The organism is Candidatus Caldatribacterium sp. (assembly GCA_014359405.1).
Classification (GTDB): Bacteria; Atribacterota; Atribacteria; order Atribacterales; family Caldatribacteriaceae; genus Caldatribacterium; species Caldatribacterium oleiphilum.
On record JACIZN010000170.1, the window covers coordinates 1 to 2,709 of the forward strand.

General features: G+C 56.8%; 8 protein-coding genes. All 8 read right to left on the bottom strand.

The annotated features are described in order from the left end of the window. Nucleotides 1-244: 244 nt before the first annotated feature. From H5U36_09915 to H5U36_09950, 8 genes are read right to left on the bottom strand one after another with little or no spacing between them, the layout of a single operon-like run. On the bottom strand, nt 245-574 hold the full coding sequence (locus H5U36_09915) for a phage holin (GenBank protein MBC7218421.1): 330 nt from the start codon (nt 572-574) through the stop codon (nt 245-247). A 37-nt stretch (nt 575-611) separates the two neighbouring features. After that, a complete protein-coding gene (locus tag H5U36_09920; GenBank protein ID MBC7218422.1) occupies nt 612-1,082 on the bottom strand; it encodes a hypothetical protein in 471 nt (156 codons plus the stop codon). A gap of 14 nt (nt 1,083-1,096) precedes the next feature. Beyond that, nucleotides 1,097-1,324, bottom strand: coding sequence for a hypothetical protein (locus H5U36_09925; protein ID MBC7218423.1), 228 nt, complete (start codon nt 1,322-1,324; stop codon nt 1,097-1,099). Between the two features lie 22 nt (nt 1,325-1,346). Then, nucleotides 1,347-1,556, bottom strand: a complete 210-nt coding sequence (locus H5U36_09930; protein MBC7218424.1) for a DUF2922 domain-containing protein — start codon at nt 1,554-1,556, stop codon at nt 1,347-1,349. A 14-nt stretch (nt 1,557-1,570) separates the two neighbouring features. Continuing rightward, on the bottom strand, nt 1,571-1,792 hold the full coding sequence (locus H5U36_09935; GenBank protein MBC7218425.1) for a DUF1659 domain-containing protein: 222 nt from the start codon (nt 1,790-1,792) through the stop codon (nt 1,571-1,573). Nucleotides 1,793-1,820: 28 nt separating this feature from the next. Continuing rightward, nucleotides 1,821-1,997 (bottom strand): hypothetical protein, encoded by a 177-nt coding sequence (locus H5U36_09940; protein MBC7218426.1) that lies wholly within the window; start codon nt 1,995-1,997, stop codon nt 1,821-1,823. Nucleotides 1,998-2,001: 4 nt separating this feature from the next. Next, nucleotides 2,002-2,364 (bottom strand): hypothetical protein, encoded by a 363-nt coding sequence (locus tag H5U36_09945; GenBank protein ID MBC7218427.1) that lies wholly within the window; start codon nt 2,362-2,364, stop codon nt 2,002-2,004. A gap of 54 nt (nt 2,365-2,418) precedes the next feature. Next, on the bottom strand, nt 2,419-2,622 hold the full coding sequence (locus tag H5U36_09950; GenBank protein MBC7218428.1) for a hypothetical protein: 204 nt from the start codon (nt 2,620-2,622) through the stop codon (nt 2,419-2,421). Nucleotides 2,623-2,709 lie beyond the last annotated feature (87 nt).

Consider the following 2,709-nt stretch of genomic DNA (forward strand, 5'->3'; position numbering starts at 1 on the left):
ATGTAAGCCCTTTCTTTCATCGACAAAAAAACCAGGACTGGATTTCTCCAGTCCTGAGGCCCTCGCGGCCGAACCGGCGAGGGGGGATTTCACGACTAACATTGTACCGTTAGATTTTAAGTTTGTCAACAAATTGTTTTAGGTTCACATCATGTGGAGCGTCCTGCAGAGTTTGCAGGGTTGTGGCAAAACCCCGGGGCCGAAACCCCGGGGATGAGAAGGAGGGGAGCCTGGGGACGGGTTTTCAGCGCCGCAGGCGTTCCAAAATCCGCTCAAGGGCTTCCCCCTGCAAGCGCTGGTACGCTGCCCGGACTTTGGCTTCGAGCTCTTTGTCCTCAAGCTTTATCCCGGCTTTCGCAAGGGCACCCCTGAGGTACTCAATCGCTTTCTTGAGCTTTTCCACCCCGGGGGAGTTGGGGAAGGCGTCCTCGGCAAAGAGGACGGCTTCTTCAGCAAGTCTCAGGATCCGCAGAAGCTTTTCCCCTTCGCCCTTTTCCTTCAGAAACCTGGCAAGAAGAACGGAAAGCACTGCCGGCAGAACGACAAGGACGACATCAAGGACAAGCTCAAGCACCCCTCAGCACCTCCCAGAGGAACTCAAGGAACATCCCTTACCTCCTCAAGTACTTGTGATAAAAGAGCCGCACGTTGTCCACCCAGAACCTGTTGAGCCCCTCGGGATCGTTCTCTGCCCCGATGGGAGCCCAGCGCTTCCCGAGAAAAACGATGAAGTCCTCATCCTCCTTTTCCCTGAAGCGCTCGAAGTTCTTCCGGAGTGTTTCGCAGGTCCACTCGCACTGCGTCGCAAGGTCTGTGTTCTTTGCCGCCACAACCCCAAACTCAAAGCCCTTGCGTCCACGCTCAGCACTCCGGATGGCAAAGACCAAAGCGCAGGGGCGGACGGGGTAGAGGTAGCTCCTGCAGGCTTCGCAGTCAAAGTAGCTTTTCACGATTTGCCAAATCGTCCGTATCTCCCTGGGAAAGGGGAAAGAGGAGAGGTTGAGGCACTCGCTTTCCTTCCCAACCAGGGCGGAGAGAATCTCTTCAACCAGCGCGGTGAGGAACTCCCGGAAGGCGCCCACGTCGTCCCCCCACTTCACTGAAGCTTCAGTCCCCGAAGGAGCACAGCAAGGAGAATCGATGGAACGATGAAGGAAATGACGCCGTACCACACCTTGAGGGAGGCGAGCTCTTTCTCCACGCAGCGCAACCGCTCCTCGAGCTTCTCAAAGTCCTTCTCGAGCTTCTCGAGGATCTTCAGGATGTACTCCTCAGGGGAGGGGTTGGCCCCTCCCCCGCCTGCATTCGGTGTACCGGGAACCACGTCAGTTCAGAATGTGCTCGAGTCAGAGCACCGTTACAGTGGTCTCCACGATCTGCGCCCCGACTTTCTCCACGAGATCTCCCCCGGTGGTGGGGAAGATGTTCTTGGCAAGAATCGTATCCATCACGGCGGCGACTTCCTCTCCGGTGATGGTATCCTTGGGGTAGTTCACCCGCACGTTCACGTTCTGCCCGGCCTCATTCTTGAACGTCATGACGAGGACTTTGGCCATTGCGCTTCACCTCCTTATTCGGTGAGGAGCTTGTTCTCGGTGAGGATGAAATCATGCACGGGGTACGCCACAAGCCCAGCAATGGCGAGGGCCACATCGTAGACGTCCTGGTGGGCCGCCGTCTCCTTCACTTGATACGAGAGGGAGCGGATGATGGGACGCCCGTTTTCGTACTGCCCTACCTCGAGCCGAATCCGAAGGCGGTTCGGCTGTTCCACAACCACAACCGGTGGCATAGCAACACCTCCTCAAGGAATTGTCTCTCTACTTATCTTTAGGCGGGTGGGTGGGGGAGCAGTCGATGAGGTTTTCCTCTTCCCCTTTCTCGAGGGTTCCGAGGGTTTCGACATTCCTCGGGAGGCGGAGCTTCTTCCCGCACCTGGGGCACACAAGGGGGAGTCCTTTGTACTCGTAGCATTCCCCGCAGCAGAAGATGAACATGAAATCACCTCCTACTTATCCTTAGGGGAGTGGGTGGGGAACCTTGCCCCTCCTCCATCGCCTCCCGTAATTTCCCAAGGGCAGACTTTTTGTAGCTCCGGACGGAACTCCTTGAAATCCCGAGAATCCTTGCGGTTTCCCGCTCAGATAATCCCCCAAAGAAGAGGCAGTCAATCACGTCCCGTTCCCTCCGGGATAAAACCCCAAAGGGAATAACAGGGGTTCTCCGCCTTTCCCTTTGAGCCCTCCGCACCAGGTGTTCCATCACCTCCGGAGGGAAGGGAATCTCCCGGACCCGAACCCTCCTTGTCCCAAGGCCTTCTTTGCGAAGAACCCGGTTGAAGGCGTACTTCTGCTCCAAAGCCATGGGTGTCCTCCTTTTGTCGTCGGTTTTTGGTTACTCGAGCGACTTGCTACCGGCTTAAGATGGAGGGCTCAGGGCCCTTGCCTCAGAGTGGGAGAGCTCCTCCTCGAGGGCTTCAAGCTCATCCCCCTGGGCTTGCGCGATTCTCTCAAGAAGGGCAGTGTACTCGGTACCTGTAATCTCCCCCCGGATTTTTGCCCGCAGTGCCATCCGGTAGAGCCTGCTCTTGGCCTTACCGTTTTCGGGGATGCCTTCCACCACCCTCCCTATTGCCCCTCTCAGGTCTTCCTCTCCACAGGTCCTTGGAGTGGTTGAGAAAGAGGTTGCAAAAACGGAAGGGTCTGTACT

Coding starts and splice junctions, on each gene's coding strand:
- H5U36_09930 (MBC7218424.1), bottom strand. CDS start 1,556: ATGGCCAAAGTCCTCGTCATGACGTTCAAGAATGAGGCCGGGCAGAAC.
- H5U36_09935 (MBC7218425.1), bottom strand. CDS start 1,792: ATGCCACCGGTTGTGGTTGTGGAACAGCCGAACCGCCTTCGGATTCGG.
- H5U36_09940 (MBC7218426.1), bottom strand. CDS start 1,997: ATGTTCATCTTCTGCTGCGGGGAATGCTACGAGTACAAAGGACTCCCC.
- H5U36_09945 (MBC7218427.1), bottom strand. CDS start 2,364: ATGGCTTTGGAGCAGAAGTACGCCTTCAACCGGGTTCTTCGCAAAGAA.